Here is a 16,643-nt window from a genome sequence, read left to right on the forward strand (position 1 = left end):
GGGCGTGACTTAGTGGTGTGGTGGTGAGCCCGCGCAGCGGCGTCCCTGCGGGGCCCGGCTGTAGTCTCGGCGTGCAGTTTCTGCAATTCAAAAAAGCATCAGGGAGTGAGTCATGAAGAACAAGTCATTGAACGGCTGCGTGCAGCCGTTGTGGATCGTCGCGTCCGTGTGTGTCGCGGGCCTTGCGGGCTGTGGAGGGGGCGGCGGAGGCGGTGAGGGCGGCGGCATGCCGATGCTGCCGGTCTTGCCTGCGGCGGCCCCGGCACCTGCGCCCGCGCCACCCCCCGCGCCGGCGCCCGCGCCGAACCGCGATCCGGTGCCGGGCAGCGAGCCGATGCCGTCGTTGGACGCACCCCAGCCCGGATCGACCGCGCAGACCGGCAACGACAGCGAAGGCATCTACCTCTCGCTGCTCGATGTCGCCCTTGTCGGCGCCGACGGATCGATTGCCAGCAAGGATCACATCGGCACGATGTGGGGATCGATCAAGGTCGACGGCCTCGGCTGGTCCTTCAACCCCGACACGAATTACTACTTCATCAAGGCCTCGCCCGTCACGGGCTCGGGCACCTTCGCACCCAGGAAGACGATGAGCGGCACCTACGCCTACGGAACGCGCGAGCCCTCGGCATTCGGTCCGCTGGACTACATCAAGGAAAACGCGTTGGCGGTCACGCAGGACAGCGTGGTCGGCAAGTGGGCCAACCCGGACCGCAATTTTGGCGTGGGCCTGTCGATCGACGTCGACGTCTCGGGCGCTTTCACGGGCACCACGGCCGGCGTGCAAGTCGGCAACTGCAGCATCTCGGGCACGCTCGCACAGGCGCAGCCCGGCACCTCCAAGAACATGTACGGCCTGAAGTTCACTGCGGTCGATGCCAATGCCGACGGCAAGGATGCCTGCAAGCTCACGGCCGTATTGCCCTATTCGGGGCCCGCCGCCATCGTGCTGCTGCCCGCGGGCAACTTCGACAGCAACGGCTATTTCCGCAGCATCTTCTTCATGGTGAAGACGACCACCGGCGCAACCCTGTCGGCGGCGCTGCGCAAGCAGCCGTAACGCGCAACGGCCAAGGCGCAGGGGCCCGAAGGGTTCAGCCCGGGATCTTCTCCAGGCAGTAGCCCAGCCCGCGCACCGTCGCGATGCGCACCGGGCCCTTCTCGATCTTCTTGCGCAGGCGGTGGATGTACACCTCGATGGCGTTCAGGCTCACCTCCTCGCCCCATTCGCACAGGCGGTCGACCAGCTGGTCCTTGCTCACCAGCCGGCCGGCGCGCTGCAGCAGCACCTCGAGCAGGCCGAGTTCGCGCGCCGACAGCTCGACCATCTTGCCGTCGATGGTGGCCACGCGGCCGCCCTGGTCGTACACCAGCGGGCCGTGGCGGATGGTGTTGCTGGTGGTGCCCATGCCGCGCCGCGTGAGGGCGCGAACGCGCGCCTCGAGCTCCTGCAGGCTGAAGGGCTTGGCCATGTAGTCGTCGGCGCCGTGGTCCAGGCCCTTGACGCGTTCTTCCACGCTGTCGGCCGCGGTGAGCACCAGCACCGGCAGCTGCGAGCCGCGCGCGCGCAGGCGCTTGAGGATCTCGATGCCGTGCAGGCCGGGCAGCCCGAGGTCGAGGATCAGCAGGTCGAACTCGTCATGGGTCATGAGCGCGGTGTCGGCCTGCGAACCGTTGGCCACGTGGTCGACCGCCGCGCCCGAGGTGCGCAGGCTGCGCAGCAGGGCATCGGCGAGCACCTGGTCGTCTTCGGCAATCAGAATCCGCATGAGGCACCTCCGGCCGGTTTCGGGCGCCGTGCCGGCGCCGTTCACATTTGTCTCTGCGGCGGAGTCTACGCGGCTGTATAGGCTTCCAGACCGATGGTTACCACGGTGGCGATGTCGTTGCCCACGCTGTTTCTGAACTCTCGCTCGGCCTGCGTCACCGCGCTTCGGAAGGCGTCGAGCCAGGCCAGGCCGTCGGCCGTGAACAGCACGCGCCGCGCCCGCGCGTCCAGCGGGTCGGGCCCGCGCGTGACCAGCCCCCAGGCCTCGCACTGGTCGACCAGCGCCCCCATCGCCTGCTTGGTCATGCCGGCGCGCTCGGCCAGTTCGGTCAGGCGCGAGCCCTCGCGCGCCAGGTGCCGCGTGATGTGGATGTGCGCCGCGCTCACCTGCGCGCGCGCCGCGAGGTTCGACAGCGCCAGCGGCACGTCGACGTCGTGCGCCATCAGTTCGAGCACGCGCGCGTCGAAACGGCGCATGGCATGGCCGAGCAGGCGGCCCAGGTGGGTCTGGCGCCAGGCGTCGGTGTCGGGCGGAAAAGCGGCTTCGGACATGGCGTCAAATGGTAAAGCAAACTGATCAAAAAATGGGTTTACTCAAACCAATGAGCCCCTACACTACTGTTCAAGCATCCAGCCTGTGGTTAAAGGCAGATCGGATGAAACCTCACACAAACCGTTAATATTCAAGGAGATTTCCACATGGACGCAGTTGTCAAGGGCGCAAGCATCTCGGTCGCCAACAGTGAAAAGGCCAAGGCCCTGCAGGCCGCGTTGGCGCAGATCGAAAAGCAGTTCGGCAAGGGCACGATCATGCGGCTCGGCGAAGGCGAGGCGCTCGAGGACATCCAGGTGGTCTCCACCGGTTCGCTGGGCCTGGACATCGCCCTGGGCGTCGGCGGCCTGCCGCGCGGCCGCGTGATCGAAATCTACGGCCCTGAATCGTCGGGCAAGACCACGCTCACGCTGCAGGTCATCGCCTCCATGCAGAAGCAGGCCGGCACCTGCGCCTTCGTCGACGCCGAGCACGCGCTCGACGTGCAGTACGCCCAGAAGCTCGGCGTGAACCTGTCCGACCTGCTGATCAGCCAGCCCGACACCGGCGAACAGGCGCTCGAAATCGTCGACTCGCTGGTGCGCTCGGGCGCCGTGGACCTGATCGTCATCGACTCGGTCGCCGCGCTCACGCCCAAGGCCGAAATCGAAGGCGAAATGGGCGACTCGCTGCCCGGCCTGCAGGCCCGCCTGATGAGCCAGGCGCTGCGCAAGCTCACCGCCACCATCAAGAAGACCAACTGCATGGTCATCTTCATCAACCAGATCCGCATGAAGATCGGCGTGATGTTCGGTTCGCCCGAAACCACCACCGGCGGCAACGCGCTGAAGTTCTACGCCTCGGTGCGCCTGGACATCCGCCGCATCGGCACCATCAAGAAGGGCGACGAGGCCATCGGCAACGAAACCAAGGTGAAGGTGGTGAAGAACAAGGTCAGCCCTCCGTTCAAGACGGCGGAGTTCGACATCCTGTTCGGCGAGGGCATCAGCCGCGAAGGCGAGATCATCGACATGGGCGTCACCGCCAAGATCGTCGACAAGTCGGGTGCCTGGTACGCCTACAACGGCGAAAAAATCGGCCAGGGCCGCGACAACGCCCGCGAGTTCCTGCGCGAGAACCCCGAGCTGTCGCGCGAGATCGAGAACAAGGTGCGCGAGTCGCTGGGCATCCCGCTGCTGGCCGCCGACGCCGGCGCCACGCCCGAGAAGCCGCAGAAGGCCGCCAAGGCGGACAAGGCCGAGAAGGCAGACAAGGGCGAATAAGACCCCGCGCGGCTCCGCGGCCTCATGCGGGGCCGCGCGAGCGACCCCGCATGGCATTCAACGCCCCCTCCCTCAAAGGCCGCGCCCTGCGCCTGCTGAGCCAGCGCGAGCATTCGCGCCTGGAACTGGAGCGCAAGCTGGCAAAGCACGAAGAAGAGCCCGGCACGCTGGCCAAGGCGCTCGACGAGCTGGCCGCCAAGGACTTCATCAGCGAGCCGCGCGTGGTGGCCTCGGTGCTCAACCAGCGTGCGGCCCGTTCGGGCGCGTTGCGGGTGAGGCAGGAGCTGCAGGCCAAGGGCATCGCGCCCGAGGCCATCGCGCAGGCGGTGGCCGGCTTGCAGGAAACGGAAGTCGAACGCGCCACGGCCCTGTGGCGCCGCCGTTTCGACGCTCCGCCCGCCGATGCGAAGGCGCGAGCGAAGCAGATGCGGTTCCTGATGGCGCGCGGTTTCTCCGGCGCCGTCGTGTCCAGGGTCCTCAGGAGCGATTTCGATGAAACAGCAGACGAATGAAGACCCCGGCGCGCCCTCCCGCGTGATCACGCTGCGCGTGGCCTGCGAATGGCGCCGCGCCTACGTGCTGGCGGCCGACCCGAAGCGGCTGCCCGACTGGGCCAGCGGCCTGGCGAAGAGCGCGCTGGTGCCACACGGCGACCACTGGATCGTGCGCACGCCCGAGAGCGGCGACGCCCGCATGCGCTTCGCGCCGCGCAACGACTTCGGCGTGCTCGACCACTGGGTCACGCCCGAAGGCGTGAGCGAGGTCTACCTGCCCTTTCGCGTGATCGGCGTCGCGCCCGACGCCTGCGAGCTGCAGTTCACGCTGCTGCGCCAGCCGCACATGGACGACGCGGCCTTCGAGCGCGATGCACAGTGGATCGCGCGCGACCTGCTGGCGTTGCGCAATCTGCTGGAAGCCTGAGCGAGGCGGCCGGGCTTCTTCAGCCGCGTACCACGATCGGCGCGAACTTGCGCCGCGCCTTCAGCTGGTCCGCATCCCACTCGATGCCCAGGCCCGGCGTCTCCGGCGCCACCGCATGGCCGCCTTCGATGCGCAGCCGGCTCGTCGTCAGGTCGTCGAGTTGCGGGATGTACTCCACCCAGCGCGCATTCGGCACCGCCGCGCACAGGCTCACGTGCAGCTCCATCAGAAAGTGCGGGCACATCGCGATGTTGTGCGCCTCGGCCAGGTGCGCAATCTTGAGCCACGGCGTGATGCCGCCCACGCGCGCCACGTCGGCCTGCACGATGGAGCAGGCGCCCTGCTGGATGTATTCCGCGAACTGCGAAGGGTGGTACATCGACTCGCCCACCGCAATCGGCACCGAGGTGCTCGCCAGCAGCTGCGCATGCCCGCGCACATGCTCGGCCGGCATCGGCTCCTCGAACCACGCGAGGTCGAGCGGCGCGTACTGGCGCGCGCGGCGAATGGCCTCGGCCACGGTGAAGCTCTGGTTGGCGTCCACCATCAGCTCGAAGTCCGCACCGACCGCTTCGCGCACGGCCGCGAGGCGCGCGATGTCCTGCGCGACGTGCGGCTTGCCGACCTTGATCTTCGCGCCGAGAAAGCCGTCGGCCTTGGCCGCCAGCGTCTGCTCGACCAGTTGCGCGGGCTCGATGTGCAGCCAGCCGCCTTCGGTGGTGTAGACCGGCACGCGCGGCTGCGCACCGCCGGCCAGGCGCCACAGCGGCAGCCCCGCCGCGCGCGCATTGCGGTCCCACAGCGCGGTGTCGATGGCCGCCAGCGCCAGGCTGGTGATGGCGCCCACGGCGGTGGCGTGCGTGTGGAAGAACATGTCGCGCCAGATGGCCTCGTACTGCTGCGGGTCGCGCCCGATCAGCCGCGGCACCAGGTGGTCCTGCAGGAGCGCCACGATGGACGAGCCGCCCGTGCCGATGGTGTACGTGTAGCCCGTGCCCGCCGAGCCGTCGTCGCAGCGCACGGTGACCATCACGGTCTCCTGCGTCACGAAGGACTGGATGGCGTCGGTGCGCCTGACCTTGGGCGCGATGTCGATCTGCGCAATTTCGACCTGGTCGATCTTCGCCATCGTGCTCAGCCTGCGTTGCGCGTCACGTCCGCGGGCAGGTCGGCGCCGTGGAACTTCTTGTAGATGGTGTTGAGCTCGCCGCTCTTGAGCTGCGCCTTCACGAAGTCGTCGAGCTTGGCCTTCAGGCGCGGCTCGTTCTTGCGCATGCCGATGGCCAGCATGTTGACCTTCATGGTGAACTTGGGCTCCATCTGCTTGGCCGGGTTCTTCTCGTTGATGGTCTTCAGCAGCGGCGGCGCGGTCGCGAAGATGTCGGCCTGCCCGCTCACCACGGCGGTGATGGAGGTGGCGTCGTCGTCGAAGCGAATCACCTGCGCGCCGGCCGGCAGCACCTTGGTCAGTTCCTGGTCGTTGGTGGTGCCGCGCGTGGCGATCACTTTCTTGCCGGCCAGGTCGGCGGGGCCGGTGATGGTCATGCTCCTGGGCGCGCCGACCACGGCCAGGATGGCGGCGTAGGGCACCGAGAAGTCGACCACCTTCTCGCGCTCCGGCGTCACCGACATGCTGGAGATGACGATGTCGGCCTTGTCGGTCTGCAGGAACGGAATGCGGTTGGCGCCGGTGGTGGGCACGATCTCGAGCTCCAGGCCCAGGCTCTTGGCCAGCAGGCGCGCGGTCTCCACGTCGGAGCCGGTGGCGTTGAGCTTCTCGTCCTTCAGGCCGTAGGGCGGCACGGCGAGGTCGATGGCGATGCGGATCTTCTTCGCGGCAGTGATGGTGTCGAGCTGGTCGGCGTGTGCCGAGGCGCCGGCAAAGGCCAGCGGCAGCGCGAGCATCAGCGCCGAGAGCAGGGCGCCGCGGCGCGGGAACGAGAAGGGGGAAGTCATCGAGAGTCTCCTGGAGTTGTCTGAAGAAGAAAAAATCAAAGCCCGGTGCCGATGAACTGGCGCAGCTCGGCCGTCTGCGGGTTGCCGAGGATGCTGGCGTCGCCCTGTTCCCACACCAGCCCCTGGTGCATGTAGATGACCTTGTCGGCCACGCCGCGCGCGAAGGCCATCTCGTGCGTGACGAGGATCATGGTCATGCCCTCGGCCGCGAGCTTCTCCATCACCTTGAGCACTTCGCCGGTGAGCTGCGGGTCCAGCGCGGAAGTGACTTCGTCGAACAGCATCAGCTTGGGCTTCATCGCGAGCGAGCGCGCAATGGCCACGCGCTGCTGCTGGCCGCCGGAGAGCTGCTCGGGGTAGGCGTCGGCCTTCTCGGCCAGGCCCACGCGCTCCAGCACTTCCATGGCGATGGCGTCGGCCTGCGAGCCGCTCATCTTCTTCACCGACTTGGGCGCGAGCGTGATGTTCTGCTTCACCGTGAGGTGCGGGAACAGGTTGTAGCTCTGGAACACGATGCCCACGTCCTGGCGCAGGTCGCGCAGGTTCAGCGCGTTGTCGTGCACCGCGTGGCCGCAGCACTGGATGGTGCCGCTGTCGATGGTCTCCAGCCGGTCGATGCAGCGCAGCGCCGTGCTCTTGCCCGAGCCGCTCTGGCCGATGATGGCCACCACCTGCCCGCGCGTGACGGAGAACGACACGCCCTTGAGCACATGCAGCTTGCCGAAGTGCTTGTGGACTTCGTTGAGTTCAACCACGGGCTGCATTGAGCTTCCTTTCAAGGGCGCGACTCCATCGCGAGAGCGGATAACAAAGAATGAAATACAGCACCACCGCGCACCCGAAATACAGGAAGGGCTGGAACGTCGAGTTGTTCAGCACCTTGGCGTTGTAGGAAAGCTCGGCATAGCCGACCACCAGCGATGCGATCGACGTGTTCTTGATGATCTGCACCAGGAAGCCCACGGTGGGCGGCGTCGCGATGCGCAGCGCCTGCGGCAGGATCACGCGGCGCATGCGCTCCCAGCGCGTGAGCGCCAGGCATTCGGCCGCCTCCCACTGGCTGCGCGGCACCGACTGGATGCAGCCGCGCCAGATCTCGCCGAGGAAGGCGCTCGCATAGATGGTGATGGCCAGCGCCGCCGCGGCAAGCGCGGGCACCGAGCCGATGCCCGCGATGTTGGGCCCGAAGAAGCACACGCCCATGAGCACCAGCAGCGGCGTGCCCTGGATGACCTGGATGTAGCCCGCGGCGGCCACGCGCACGGCCTTGATCGGCGACACGCGCGCCAGCGCCACGGCGAGGCCGATGAGCCCGCCGCCCACGAACGCGAGCGCCGAGAGCTGCACCGTGCCCCATGCGCCCATCAAGAGGAAGCCGAAGTGATCGATGGGCATGAAGCTCATGGCTTGCCAACCTTCTTCACAGCGGCGTGCCGAGCTTGCGCCGGCGCGGGAAGATCAGCATGCCCAGCAGCCAGAAGCCCAGGCGCATGGCGTACGACAGCGCGAGGTACACCACCCACAGCACGATGAAGATCTCGAAGTTGCGGAAGGTGTCCGACTGGATGCGGTTGGCCACGCCGAACAGCTCTTCCGCGCCGATCGACGACATGATGCTGGAGGCCAGCATCAGCAGCACGAACTGGCTCGCGAGCGCCGGGTACACGCGCTCCACGGCGGGTCGCAATATCACGTGCCAGAACACCTGCAGCTTCGACAGCCCCAGGCACTGCGCCGCTTCGAGCTGGCCCTTGTGGATCGACTCGATGCCCGCGCGGATGATCTCGCAGCTGTACGCGCCGATGTTCACCACCAGCGCCAGCACCGCGCCCACCATGATCGGCATCGTCACGCCCGCGCTGGAGAGGCCGAAGATGAGGAAGTAGCTCTGGATCAGCAGCGGCGTGTTGCGCACCGCCTCCACGTAGCCGCCCGTGAGGTGGCGCAGCCAGCCATGGCGGCTGTTGCGGCCCAGCGCACAGGCCGTGCCGAGCGCGAAGCCCAGCACGGTGGCAATGAACGACAGCTGCACGGTGGTCCAGGCGCCGTCGAGCAGCAAGGGCCACTGCGCGAGCACGGGCGCGAAGTCGAACTGGTAGTTCAAGGATGGGGGCTCCGGAAGGCCAGAAGAAAGGCGGGGAGGGCGCAGCGCAAGGCGCTCAGGCGCCGTGCGCGACGCGAGCCACTTGGGCGATAGGCAGGCACGCAGGCCCGATCGGTTCGAAGGCCTTGTAGGTCAGGATGAACTCGCGATGGCCCAGCGCCTCCGACTTGCTGGCCGCGCCGTTCGCCACGCTGCGCACCGCGTCGAAGATCTCCTGCCCCACTTCCTGCAGCGTGCCGCGCCCTTCGAGGATGCGGCCGGCGTCCACGTCCATGTCCTCGCCGAGCTGGCGGTAGGTGTCGGGGTTGGCGCAGACCTTGATGACCGGCGACACCGCCGAGCCCACCACCGAGCCGCGCCCGGTGGTGAACAGGATCAGGTGCGCGCCGCAGGCAATGAGCTCGACGATTTCCGCGTTGTCGCTGATGTTCGGAAAGCCGAAGCGCGGCTCACCGTCGGGCACCACGTCCAGCAGGTAGAGGCCGGGCTGGGTGGGCACGTCGCCGGGCTTCACGATGCCGTTGATGGGCGAGGCGCCGCTCTTGGCGTACGCGCCGAGCGACTTCTCCTCGATGGTCGAGAGGCCGCCGTCGGCATTGCCCGGCGCGAAGCTGCCGTGGCCCATGGTGCTGTAGTAGCGCGCGGCCTTGGCCACGCAGTCGACGATGGCCTGGCCCAGCTCGGGCGTGGCGGCGCGGCGCTGCATGTGGAACTCGCAGCCGATCAGCTCGCCGGTTTCCTCGAAGATGCAGCGCGCGTCCTGCGCGATCAGCAGGTCGAAGGCGCGGCCCACGGCCGGGTTGGCGGTGATGCCGCTGGTGCCGTCGGAGCCGCCGCAGATGGTGCCCACCACCAGCTCGCTCAGGTCCATGGGCACGCGCTGCTGCTGCGCGAGCTCGGCCAGCGCCCACTGCACCCATTCCGTGCCTTCGCGGATGGTGCTGCGCGTGCCGCCCTTCTGCTGGATGGTGAGCGTGTGCACCGGCCGGCCCGAGGCCGCCACGGCCTGCTCGAGCTTGCGCTTGTTCATGCTCTCGCAGCCCAGCGAGATGAGCAGCGTCGCGCCCACGTTGGGGTGCGTGGCAATCGCTTCCATCATGCGTTCGGCGTACTCGTTCGGATAGCAGCCGGGGAAGCCCACGAGGTGCACTTCGGATTCGCCGTCCTGCTGGCGAAAGTTGAGCGTGATCTCGCGCGCCACGTGGTGCGCGCACTCGACGAGGTAGGCCACGACCACCACGTTGCGGATGCCCTTGCGGCCGTCGGCACGCGGGAAGCCCTGGATCTGGAGCGGGTGGGGAGTGTTCATGCCGTTCATGCCGTTCATGCGAAGGTGGGGCGCCTCAGGCGTGGCCGACGAAGGTCTTGCCCTCGTCCAGCGTGTAGGTGGGCGTGTAGTCGCTGTCGAGGTTGTGGGTGTGGATGTGCGCGCCGGCCTCGACCGGCGTACGCAGGCTGCCGATGACGGCGTCGTACTTGCGCACCTTCTGTCCGGCGGTGATGGCATGGCGCGCGAGCTTGTGGCCCAGGCCGATGTCCTTGGCCAGCGTCACCGAGCCGCCTTCGAGCTGCACGGCGGTGCCGGCGGCCAGGTGGGTGCAGGCGATCAGGCAGTTGTCGGCCGGCGAGAGCAGCACCAGCCGGGCGTCGATGGCGGGGGTGGAGGATGTGTGGGGCATCCGGCGCTCAGAACTTGCGGTACTTCAGGTAGGCCTCTTGCGGGTCGGTGCCCGCGAGGATGGCCGTGCGCACGAGGTTCTCGCGGCCCATCATGTGCTCGGCCTCGGTGACGATGGCCTCGGCCTGCGCGAGCGGCAGGCACACAACGCCGTCGGTGTCGGCCAGCAGCAGATCGCCGGGGTTCACCGTGACCTCGCCGATGCGCACCGGCACGTCCATCGCGTCGGGCAGCCAGTAGCCCACGATGTCGCGCGGCGTGAAGTAGCGGTGCCACACCTGAAAGCCCTGCTGCAGGATGAATTCGGCGTCGCGCACGCCGCCATCGGCGATCACGCCCAGCACGCCCTTGCGGCCCAGCGTCTCGGCCGAGAGCTCGCCCATGTGCGACACGGTCGAGTCGTTGGGCTGGATCACGGCGATGTGGCCGGGCTTGGCGCGCGAGAGAAAGCCGGTCCAGGCCATCAGCGTCTCGTGCGGATCGGCCGTGGGGTCGACGCGGCCGTTCACGGTGAAAGCCGGGCCGCACAGCTTCTGGCCGGCGATCAGCGGGCGCAGCGTGGGCGGCAGCGTGAAGTCGCGCAGGCCGGCCGCGCGCATCACGTCGTGAAGGATGCCGGTGTAGCAGGCCTGGAGCCGGGGCAGCAGCAGCGAATCGGTCGTGGTGGTCATGTCTCTTGTTTTCTTAGATAAAACTAGATTTCAGCATTCAGGCTAACAGGGCGGCGTGTTTTTGACGCTGGGGTTTGCGCCTGATTGCGGGTAAACACCAATGAGAAAGGCGTGATTCAAGGCCTCTGGCGGGCTCCAAATCTCAAAGCCTTGGCGTACATTTGATTTCATAGATGAAATAAGAATTTCATCAACACTCCAGCCACACCAAGGACACCGCAACATGAGCAATCGCGTTCAGGGAAAGAACATCCTCGTCACCGCCGCAGGCAAGGGCATCGGCCGCGCCAGCGCACTCGCACTGGCCCGTGAAGGCGCTGCCGCCGTGTGGGCCACCGACGTGGACGAAGCCGCGCTGGCCGAACTCGCCGCACTGGCTCGCGAGGAAGGGCTGACCGGCCTGAAGACCGCGTCGCTCAACGTGCGCGACACCGCCGCGTTGCAGGCCTTCGCGCAGACCGCCGGACGGCTGGACGTGCTCTTCAACTGCGCCGGCTTCGTGCACAGCGGCAACATCCTGGCCTGCGAGGAGGCCGACTGGGACTTCAGCATGGACCTCAACGCCAAGTCGATGTACCGCACCATCCGCGCCTTTTTGCCGGCGATGCTGGAGCGCGGCGGCTCGATCATCAACATGGCTTCGGCCGCGTCGAGCGTGAAGGGCGTGCCGAACCGTTTTGTCTACGGTGCGTCGAAGGCCGCGGTCATCGGGTTGACCAAGGCGGTGGCGGCGGACTTCATCCAGCAAGGCATCCGCTGCAACGCGATCTGCCCGGGTACTGTCGAGTCGCCCTCGCTGCGCGACCGCATCGCGGCCCAGGCCGAGCAGGCCGGTGCCGACGAGGCCACCGTGCGCGCCGCGTTCGTCGCACGCCAGCCGCTGGGCCGTGTCGGCCGGCCGGAGGAAATTGCCGCGCTGGTGGTGTACCTGGCATCGGACGAGTCGGCCTTCACGACCGGCACCACCCACATGATCGACGGCGGCTGGTCGAACTGACATGGGCAGTTCATCCATTGCCGGGGCCGCCGTGCTGGCGGACGGCTCTGCGGCCGAGGACGCCATCTACCGCAAGGTCGGCTGGCGGGTGCTGCCGCTGCTGGTGGTCTGCTTCATCTTTGCGTACTTCGACCGCGTCAACATCAGCTTTGCCAAGCTGCAGATGCAGGGCGACCTGAGCCTTTCGGATGCGGCCTACGGGCTCGGGGCCAGCATCTTCTTCGTGGGCTACTTCATCTTCGAGGTGCCCAGCAACATCATCATGCATCGCGTGGGTGCCAAGCGATGGATCGCCCGGATCATGATCACCTGGGGGCTAGCCTCCACCGGGATGATGTTCGTGCAGTCGGAGACCTCGTTCTACATCCTGCGCTTCCTGGTGGGCGCGGCGGAAGCAGGCTTCCTGCCGGGCGTCATCCTGTACTTCACCTACTGGTTTCCGGCCCGGCGGCGCGCGCGCATCAACGCCTGGTTCATGACCTCGATCGCGATCTCGGGCGTCATCGGCGGGCCGCTGGCCGGCTGGATCATGACCCGCTTCGCGGGCATGAACGGCTGGGCCGGCTGGCAGTGGCTGTTCCTGCTGGAAGGGTTGCCGACGATCGTGCTGGGGTTGGTGGTGCTGCTCCTGCTGGACAACCGCATCGAGGATGCGAAGTGGCTGAGCCATGACGAAAAGCGCCTGCTGCGTGCCAACGTCGACGCAGAGGCCGGCCAGGCCGAGCACAACTTCCTGGCGGCCCTGCGCCAGCCGGGCACGGCACTGCTGGCGCTGATCTACATGTTCATGCTGATGGGCCTGTACGGGCTGACCTTCTGGATGCCGCAGCTCATCAAGAACACCGGCATCACGAGCCCGCTGAACATCGGGCTGCTCACGGCCATTCCCTATGCGGCCGCGGGCATCGCGATGGTGCTGATCGGCGCCAGCTCGGACCGCTCCGGCGAGCGCCGCTGGCACCTCGGCCTGACCGTGGCCGTGGGCGGGCTGGGCTACATCTGCAGCGCTTACTTCGGCGCCTCGACCGGGCTGGCAATGGCCGCGCTGACGGTGGCGGCCGTGGGCGTGATCGGCTGCCTGCCGGTGTTCTGGACCCTGCCGCCGAAGTTCCTCACAGGCACGGCTGCGGCGGGCGGCATCGCGCTGATCAACTCCATCGGCAACCTCGGCGGCATCATCAGTCCGTACATGGTGGGCAAGGTGCATGACATGACCGGCAGCACGCAGGTCGGCTTGTATGTGATTGCCGCCGTGACGCTGCTCGCCGCCGCGCTCATCCTGTTCGCCCTGCCGCGGCAGATTGCCGGAAAGGACCGCGTGGACTGATGTGCTGCCCGGCTTCGCCCGAAGCCGGCCTGCCATGCGTGTACGCTTGAAGCGCCATGAATCCAAAGATGCCGAGCAGCCCTGCAGAACCATTGATCGAAACCCCGTCGTCCGAGCCGGAAGACGGAGACGCCGGGCCGCGCTATTCGGCGCCGGCGCTTGAAAAGGGGCTGGACATCCTGGAGGTGCTGGCCGACAGCGTCACCGGCTGCACGCTCAACGAGCTGGCGCAGAAGGTGGGCCGCAAGGTCAGCGAGATCTTCCGCATGGCGGTGACGCTGCAGCGGCGCGGCTACGTGCAGGTCGACGAGAACGACCGCTACACGCTCACGCTGCGCATGTTCGAGCTGGCGCACCGCCAGCAGCCGCTGAAAAGCCTGGTGAGCGCCGCGCTGCCGCTGTTGCGCGAGCTGGCCAACCGGGCGCGCCAGTCGTGCCACCTGACCATGTACCAGGGCGGGCGCGTGGTCGTCATCGCGCAGGTCGAAAGCCCGGAGCGCTGGTCGTTCGGGCTCAAGGTGGGCGTGGTGATGGGGCTGACGGACACGTCCTCGGGCCATGTGCTGCTGGCGTTTCGCGACGAGATCGACCGCGCCCGCATGCTGCGCGCCCACATCGGCGTGGAAGGCGAACTCGACATGGACCCGGGCGAGCTGTTCGCCATTCTTCAGGAGGTGCGCGCGCGCGGCTACTCGGCCATGCCGAGCCGGCAGACGCGCGGCATCACCAACATCGCGTACCCGGTGATGGGTGCCGCCGACCACGTGATCGCGTCGATCAACGTGCCGTACATCGAGCGCATCGACCAGAAGTCGGCGCCCGACGCGGTGCAGGTGCGCGGCATCGTCGGCAACATCGCCGCGCGGCTGTCGGCGCTCATGGGGGCAAGCGGCTACAACGACAACGAGTGAGCCGCGGGGCGTGGGCGCGCGGGGTGGGCGTCACCCGGCTTCGGGCATCTCCGCGGCCGATGGCGCCTCGGTACGGCGCGCCGTGAGATCGCGCACATTCTTCTGGACCGCCACGGCGCCGAACAGGCTGAGCAGGTAGGCCATGGCGTAGAAGCCTTTTTCGCTCTGGGCCAGCGTCGAATTGAACAGGCCGACAGCCAGCAGCCCGATGGCGAGCAGCATAGAAATCCAGCACAGGCCGTAATAGATGCCCGTGACGGGCGTGCCCTCGAGCCGGTCGCGCACGCTCTTTTGCAATGACACGGCGGCAAAGAGGCCGTACGTCAGGATGGTGAAGTAATAGCCTTTTTCATTGAGCTGCATCGTGGCATTCCAGAGCCCGATCAGGTAAGCGACCGCGCCTGCGAGCAGCGCGGTCCAGGACGCCGCAATGAAGGCGCCCGTGGGTTTTTGAAATGTGCGGTCCATTGAATTCCTCCCTTTGTGTTTGTGGAGGGCGATTCTGGTGGCGCGGGCCGATGGCATGATCCAACGCGTGTGTGCGATGCTGCACTTGTTCGCATTTGCTGAATTTTTCAGCGTCGATCCGTACCGATCCGCATCTATCCCAAGTGCTTTGCGGAACTGAATTAATAAATTAGTTGGAGGAGTTCCCGCATGTCCACAGGTTCTACCGGTCCCGATGCCCAGCCGTCCCTTGTTCGCACCGGCGCCAAGGCCGGGCTGGCTTTCGCCGGCTCTGTCGTCAAGGGCGGTTTGCTCGGCGTGGTGCTGGGCGGGGGCGTCTTCTTTTTCTATCTGAGCCAGCTGAATGGGCCGGGCAACGTCGCGGCGCGGGCCGGCGGTGCGGGCGCCATCGTTGCGCTGATCACCACGCCGTCGGTGCTGGTGGCGTTTTTGCTGCTGTTGTTCGTGGTCGTCTACGTGATGCTGGGTGTGGCGCAAGGGCGCGCACGCGCGATGCAGCACTTGGTCGCGGCGCGCGGCGAGGCGGTGTCGCAGCGGCTGTCCGGCGCGATTGCCGCCCGCATCGAGGCGATGCCGCGCGCCCACGGCACGCTGCACCGCGCGGCAGACTGGCTGTCGGCCGATGCCCTGAGCAAGCAGCTCGCGCCCGTGCTGGGCGAGGGCAGGGCGGTGCGTTCGGTGGTGGGTTTTGTGCTCAACCGGCTGCCGCTGAGCGAAATGATGGCCGAGTGGCAGGAGAGCCGGGCCGCGCATGGCGAGCCGCTCGTTTCACCCGGCGAAGGCACGGTGCAGGACCCGGCGCTGCGCGCGCTGCTCACGCGCCGCATCAACGAAACCCTGCAGGACATGGCGGAGCCCTCGCGCACGCCGCTGTACATCGCGCTGGGCGCGCACGCGGCGCTGCTGGGCGTGGGGCTCTGGCTCGTCAACTGAGCCAGGGGAAGCGAGGCCGGGCGCTCAGAGCGCCAGCATCAGCTTCAGGTTCTGCACCGCGGCGCCGCTGGCGCCCTTGCCCAGGTTGTCCAGGCGGGCGATGACCACGGCATGGTGGTGGTCCTCGTTCGGGAACACGCGGATCTCGAGTTCGTTGGTGTCGTTGAGCGCCTGCGGCTCTAGCTTGCCGTCTTCGGTAGGCGGCAGCACCTTCACGAACTGCTCGGGCGTGTTGCTCTTCGCATAGTGCGCAGCCAGCGCTTCGTGCAGGTCGGCGGCCTTCGGCTTGCCGGGCAGCAGGTCGAGGTGCAGCGGCAGTTGCACCAGCATGCCCTGCTTGAAATTGCCCACCGAGGGAATGAAGACCGGGCGGCGGGTCAGGCCGGTGTAGGCCATGATTTCAGGAATGTGTTTGTGCTTCAGGCCCAGCGCGTAGGTCTCGAACAGGGGCGCCTCGCCCTTTTCGTAGGCCTCGATCATGGTCCGGCCGCCGCCCGAGTAGCCGCTCACGGAGGGCAGCGAAATCGGAAAGTCGGCCGGCAGGATGCCCGCGTCGACCAGCGGGCGCACCATGGCGATGGCGCCGGTGGCGTAGCAGCCGGGGTTGCCGACGCGCTCGGCCTTGGCCACGGCCTGCCAGTGGCCTTCGGCCAGTTCGGGAAAGCCGAACACCCAGCCCGGGGCGATGCGGTGGGCCGTGGAGGCGTCGATGATCTTGGGCTTGCTGCCCGGCAGCTGGTCGATGAGCGCCACCGACTCGCGCGCCGCGTCGTCGTGCAGGCACAGCACCACCAGGTCGACGCCGGCCATCAGGTCGCGCTTGGCGTTGACGTCCTTTCGCAGCTCGGGCGCAATGCTCACGAGTTCGATCTGGGGCATCGTCTGGAGCCGCTCGCGAATCTGCAGGCCGGTGGTACCGGCTTCGCCGTCGATGAAAACCTTGGCCATTGTGGAGTGCTCTGTGTTCCGGGGGAGGGGGTCTAGAAGAAAGTACGTATTGACCGCAACCCCACGTACAGTATTGGTGCGGCGCACCATGATACAGTCCGCGGTTGTTCGCCGCCCCCAGCCGTCAGGCTGCCGTCGCCCGCGAG

At 67.3% G+C, this 16,643-nt stretch carries 20 protein-coding genes; 8 read left to right on the plus strand and 12 right to left on the minus strand.

Features of this window, described 5'->3' with window-relative positions; translation table 11 throughout:
• Positions 1-112: 112 nt before the first annotated feature.
• Entirely contained in the window at positions 113-1,060 is a 948-nt protein-coding gene (locus ACSFBM_RS24655; protein ID WP_435486733.1) for a hypothetical protein, read from the plus strand.
• A gap of 34 nt (positions 1,061-1,094) precedes the next feature.
• On the opposite strand, the gene ACSFBM_RS24660 is transcribed toward ACSFBM_RS24655, so the two are convergent.
• Positions 1,095-1,769, minus strand: coding sequence for a response regulator (locus ACSFBM_RS24660; protein ID WP_435437344.1), 675 nt, complete (start codon positions 1,767-1,769; stop codon positions 1,095-1,097).
• A gap of 65 nt (positions 1,770-1,834) precedes the next feature.
• Complete coding sequence (locus tag ACSFBM_RS24665; protein WP_435486734.1) at positions 1,835-2,320, minus strand: MarR family winged helix-turn-helix transcriptional regulator; 486 nt, start codon at positions 2,318-2,320, stop codon at positions 1,835-1,837.
• A gap of 147 nt (positions 2,321-2,467) precedes the next feature.
• Here ACSFBM_RS24665 and recA point away from each other — a divergent pair, with 147 nt between their 5' ends.
• From recA to ACSFBM_RS24680, 3 genes are read left to right on the plus strand one after another with little or no spacing between them, the layout of a single operon-like run.
• Positions 2,468-3,583 (plus strand): recombinase RecA, encoded by a 1,116-nt coding sequence (recA, locus tag ACSFBM_RS24670; protein WP_435437346.1) that lies wholly within the window; start codon positions 2,468-2,470, stop codon positions 3,581-3,583.
• A 50-nt stretch (positions 3,584-3,633) separates the two neighbouring features.
• On the plus strand, positions 3,634-4,095 hold the full coding sequence (recX, locus tag ACSFBM_RS24675) for a recombination regulator RecX (protein WP_435486735.1): 462 nt from the start codon (positions 3,634-3,636) through the stop codon (positions 4,093-4,095).
• A complete protein-coding gene (locus tag ACSFBM_RS24680; RefSeq protein WP_435486736.1) occupies positions 4,076-4,504 on the plus strand; it encodes an SRPBCC family protein in 429 nt (142 codons plus the stop codon). The genes recX and ACSFBM_RS24680 overlap by 20 nt, the downstream gene beginning before the upstream one ends.
• Positions 4,505-4,523: 19 nt before the next feature.
• Here the strand turns inward: ACSFBM_RS24680 and ACSFBM_RS24685 are convergent, their stop codons facing one another.
• The 8 genes from ACSFBM_RS24685 to ACSFBM_RS24720 are packed head-to-tail and all read right to left on the minus strand — an operon-like array spanning position 4,524 to position 10,913.
• Positions 4,524-5,633, minus strand: coding sequence for a mandelate racemase/muconate lactonizing enzyme family protein (locus ACSFBM_RS24685; RefSeq protein WP_435486737.1), 1,110 nt, complete (start codon positions 5,631-5,633; stop codon positions 4,524-4,526).
• A 5-nt stretch (positions 5,634-5,638) separates the two neighbouring features.
• Positions 5,639-6,460: a transporter substrate-binding domain-containing protein gene (locus tag ACSFBM_RS24690; protein ID WP_435486738.1), complete on the minus strand. Its 822-nt coding sequence runs from the start codon at positions 6,458-6,460 to the stop codon at positions 5,639-5,641.
• A gap of 35 nt (positions 6,461-6,495) precedes the next feature.
• A complete protein-coding gene (locus tag ACSFBM_RS24695) occupies positions 6,496-7,224 on the minus strand; it encodes an amino acid ABC transporter ATP-binding protein (protein ID WP_435437351.1) in 729 nt (242 codons plus the stop codon).
• Positions 7,208-7,864, minus strand: a complete 657-nt coding sequence (locus ACSFBM_RS24700) for an amino acid ABC transporter permease (RefSeq protein WP_435486739.1) — start codon at positions 7,862-7,864, stop codon at positions 7,208-7,210. Before ACSFBM_RS24700 ends, ACSFBM_RS24695 begins: the two co-directional genes overlap by 17 nt.
• A gap of 16 nt (positions 7,865-7,880) precedes the next feature.
• Positions 7,881-8,564, minus strand: coding sequence for an amino acid ABC transporter permease (locus ACSFBM_RS24705; RefSeq protein ID WP_435486740.1), 684 nt, complete (start codon positions 8,562-8,564; stop codon positions 7,881-7,883).
• 55 nt (positions 8,565-8,619) lie between these two features.
• A complete protein-coding gene (locus tag ACSFBM_RS24710) occupies positions 8,620-9,873 on the minus strand; it encodes a UxaA family hydrolase (protein ID WP_435486741.1) in 1,254 nt (417 codons plus the stop codon).
• 34 nt (positions 9,874-9,907) lie between these two features.
• Positions 9,908-10,243, minus strand: coding sequence for a UxaA family hydrolase (locus tag ACSFBM_RS24715; protein ID WP_435486742.1), 336 nt, complete (start codon positions 10,241-10,243; stop codon positions 9,908-9,910).
• A gap of 7 nt (positions 10,244-10,250) precedes the next feature.
• The gene (locus ACSFBM_RS24720) at positions 10,251-10,913 is read right to left on the minus strand and encodes an RraA family protein (protein WP_435486743.1); all 663 of its coding nucleotides are present in this window, start codon (positions 10,911-10,913) and stop codon (positions 10,251-10,253) included.
• 223 nt (positions 10,914-11,136) lie between these two features.
• On the opposite strand from ACSFBM_RS24720, the gene ACSFBM_RS24725 reads away from it, so the two are divergent.
• The 3 genes from ACSFBM_RS24725 (at position 11,137) to ACSFBM_RS24735 (ending at position 14,148) form a co-directional block, all read left to right on the plus strand.
• Positions 11,137-11,910, plus strand: coding sequence for an SDR family oxidoreductase (locus tag ACSFBM_RS24725; protein ID WP_435486744.1), 774 nt, complete (start codon positions 11,137-11,139; stop codon positions 11,908-11,910).
• 1 nt (position 11,911) lies between these two features.
• A complete protein-coding gene (locus tag ACSFBM_RS24730; RefSeq protein ID WP_435486745.1) occupies positions 11,912-13,237 on the plus strand; it encodes an MFS transporter in 1,326 nt (441 codons plus the stop codon).
• 92 nt (positions 13,238-13,329) lie between these two features.
• Positions 13,330-14,148, plus strand: a complete 819-nt coding sequence (locus tag ACSFBM_RS24735) for an IclR family transcriptional regulator (protein ID WP_435486746.1) — start codon at positions 13,330-13,332, stop codon at positions 14,146-14,148.
• A gap of 30 nt (positions 14,149-14,178) precedes the next feature.
• Here ACSFBM_RS24735 and yiaA read toward each other — a convergent pair whose 3' ends face one another.
• Positions 14,179-14,616, minus strand: coding sequence for an inner membrane protein YiaA (gene yiaA, locus ACSFBM_RS24740; protein WP_435486747.1), 438 nt, complete (start codon positions 14,614-14,616; stop codon positions 14,179-14,181).
• A 189-nt stretch (positions 14,617-14,805) separates the two neighbouring features.
• Here yiaA and ACSFBM_RS24745 point away from each other — a divergent pair, with 189 nt between their 5' ends.
• On the plus strand, positions 14,806-15,549 hold the full coding sequence (locus tag ACSFBM_RS24745; RefSeq protein ID WP_435486748.1) for a hypothetical protein: 744 nt from the start codon (positions 14,806-14,808) through the stop codon (positions 15,547-15,549).
• A gap of 24 nt (positions 15,550-15,573) precedes the next feature.
• On the opposite strand, the gene argC is transcribed toward ACSFBM_RS24745, so the two are convergent.
• Positions 15,574-16,497: an N-acetyl-gamma-glutamyl-phosphate reductase gene (gene argC, locus ACSFBM_RS24750; RefSeq protein ID WP_435437360.1), complete on the minus strand. Its 924-nt coding sequence runs from the start codon at positions 16,495-16,497 to the stop codon at positions 15,574-15,576.
• Positions 16,498-16,643 lie beyond the last annotated feature (146 nt).

The sequence above is a fragment of the Variovorax pasteuri genome (assembly GCF_051216435.1).
Classification (GTDB): Bacteria; Pseudomonadota; Gammaproteobacteria; order Burkholderiales; family Burkholderiaceae_C; genus Variovorax.